At 35.0% G+C, this 2,502-nt stretch carries 2 protein-coding genes; both read left to right on the top strand.

Features of this window, described 5'->3' with window-relative positions:
- Positions 1 to 136 precede the first annotated feature (136 nt).
- A complete protein-coding gene (gene istA, locus G5W_RS0106125; protein ID WP_010095105.1) occupies positions 137 to 1,705 on the top strand; it encodes an IS21 family transposase in 1,569 nt (522 codons plus the stop codon).
- Positions 1,702 to 2,466, top strand: coding sequence for an IS21-like element helper ATPase IstB (istB, locus tag G5W_RS0106120; RefSeq protein WP_010095103.1), 765 nt, complete (start codon positions 1,702 to 1,704; stop codon positions 2,464 to 2,466). The genes istA and istB overlap by 4 nt, the downstream gene beginning before the upstream one ends.
- Positions 2,467 to 2,502: the final 36 nt, after the last annotated feature.

Genomic DNA, 2,502 nt, shown 5'->3' with positions numbered 1-2,502 from the left:
TTGTGACTGCTAAACTAGAGTAGACAGTTTTTGCTAGATAAAAAGACACACTTATTTACACAAAAATATTAATAATAAGAACCTTCCATTGTACAATGTTTATATTAAAACATACAGAACAGTGGAGGATGTAAAGGTGGATAAGTGGGAAATGTATATGGAAATACATCAATTAATTAAAAAGGGTTTTAGTAAGACAAAGGTAGCTGAAAAACTAGGAATCTCAAGATCAACCGTTCATCGTTATCTAAAAAAGAATCCTTCGGATATGTCTAAGTGGGTCGATTCCATTCAAACCAGAAGTAAGAAATTAGATCCTTATAAAGAGCTAATTTTATCCTGGCTAAGAGAGCATCCAGATATGTCTGCGGCACAAGTAGAAGATTGGCTGAAAGAAAGATACGAAGATTTAGAAGTAGGTGAAAGTACGGTTCGCTCCTATGTTAGAGAACTTCGAGAGGAGTATAAAATAAGAAAGGAAACTTCACCACGAATTTATGAGGCTATTCCTGCTTCACCCATGGGTGAGCAAATACAAGTTGATTTTGGTCATACAAAACAGAAGGCAGCAGACAGGAAGGAAGTGAAATTAAACTTTATAGCCTTTGTACTATCTAATTCTAGATATAAATATATGGAATGGTTGGATAGGCCATTTACTACCCAAGATGTCATTAAAGCACATGAAAATGCATTCAAGTGGTATGGAGGAATTCCAGGTGAATTGGTATATGACCAAGATAGTTTAATTGTTGTCAGTGAGAATGGTGGGGATTTAATTTTAACGCAAGAGTTCCAACAATATAAAGAATCTAGGAATCTAAACCTTCGTGTTTGCCGCAAGGCGGATCCAGAGAGCAAAGGAAAAATTGAAAATGTCGTTGGATTTATTAAACATAATTTCGCTAAACATCGAATTTTTCATAACATTGATTCTTGGAATGAACAAGGGTGGGAATGGCTTCATAGAACAGGAAACTATAAAATTCACCACACAACAAAAAAGAGACCGGTCGAAGTGTTTTCCCTGGAAAGACAACACTTAAGACCAGTCACCAAAAATATAGATATAAAATATAACTATGAAAATAGTATATCAAGATGTGTCCATAAGGACAATACCATTCGTTATTTATCTAACCGTTATTCTCTACCATTGGGGACGTTTGGCAATTACGAAACGGTCTGCATTAAGGAAACGGAGGAAAGAGAATTAATCATTTATAGCCCTGAAACAGGTGAAATCATAGCAAAGCATAATATCCCTGACGGGAAAGGGTTATTGATTAAAGATAGAAAACATAGCCGTGATAGAACAAAAGGTATTGATGCATTTATGAATACCGTTGCCGAGCATTTTAATGACAGTGAGATGGCTTATGATTATCTACAAGCAGTAAAAGGGAAGTACCCTCGATATATTAGGGATCAACTCCAAATGATAGTAAAAGAGACAAAGATAAATAACAAAGAAATTCTATCGACAGCATTGAAAGAGTGTATAAAAAGGAACCTTTATGGTGCCACAGATTTTAGCGATGTCGTTGCCTATTTAAAACAACATCGACAAATGGAAGATACACCGAATGATACCGCTAAGAATGTAGCACAAGTAAAAGGAGTTTCAGCTTGGGTTATGGAAACAGAGGCTCAAAAACGAGAAGTGGATGCCTATACTGCCATATTAGAAGGTGATCCAGTATGAGCCAGTTAAATCGATTACAAGAATTGATGAGAACTCTACGTTTAACGGAAACAGCAAATCACCTTCCGGCATTAATTAGAGAGGCTGAGCAAAAGGATTCATCCTTTACTCAGTTCCTCTTAGATGTAGCAAAATATGAACAAACTCGAAGAGAAGAAAAGCAATTAGAAAAACGATTTAAATGGGCTACATTTCCGTTCCAAAAGACATTAGAGGAATTCAATATAAAAGAACAGAAATCATTAAGCAATAAACATTTGAATAGATTGAAGGATTTAACGTGGATAGAACAGTTACACAATATCATTCTATTAGGACCACCAGGTAGTGGGAAAACTCACATTTCAATTGGGTTAGGAATCGAAGCGTTAAACCAAGGTTACAAGGTTATCTTTACTACAATGGGCGACCTTATTCATGTATTAAAAACGGAGGAAATTACTCGAAAATCACAGACGAGAATGAAAAGAATAAGAGGTGCAGATTTAGTTATTATTGATGATTTGATGTTTATGGCGATGGATTCACAGGAAGCTAATATGTTCTTCCACTTGATTAATGATTTATATAATCAATCATCCATCATTTTAACTTCAAATAAAGCACCTAAAGAGTGGGGAGAGCTATTAGGTGATAAAGCAATTACAACAGCTATTTTAGATAGAATTCTACATCGAGTTGAAATCATTCATTTAAATGAAGATAGTTATCGAATGAAACATAGATCGACCATATTTGGACAAGAAAGTGTTTCAAGTTAATGAGCATAAATTGTGTCTTTTTACTTGACGGTCACA

It is taken from the genome of Ornithinibacillus scapharcae TW25 (assembly GCF_000190475.1).
In the GTDB taxonomy this organism is placed as follows: domain Bacteria; phylum Bacillota; class Bacilli; order Bacillales; family Amphibacillaceae; genus Ornithinibacillus; species Ornithinibacillus scapharcae.
Note: the sequence above shows the minus strand (reverse complement) of the source record. Positions and strands in the feature narration are given on the sequence as shown.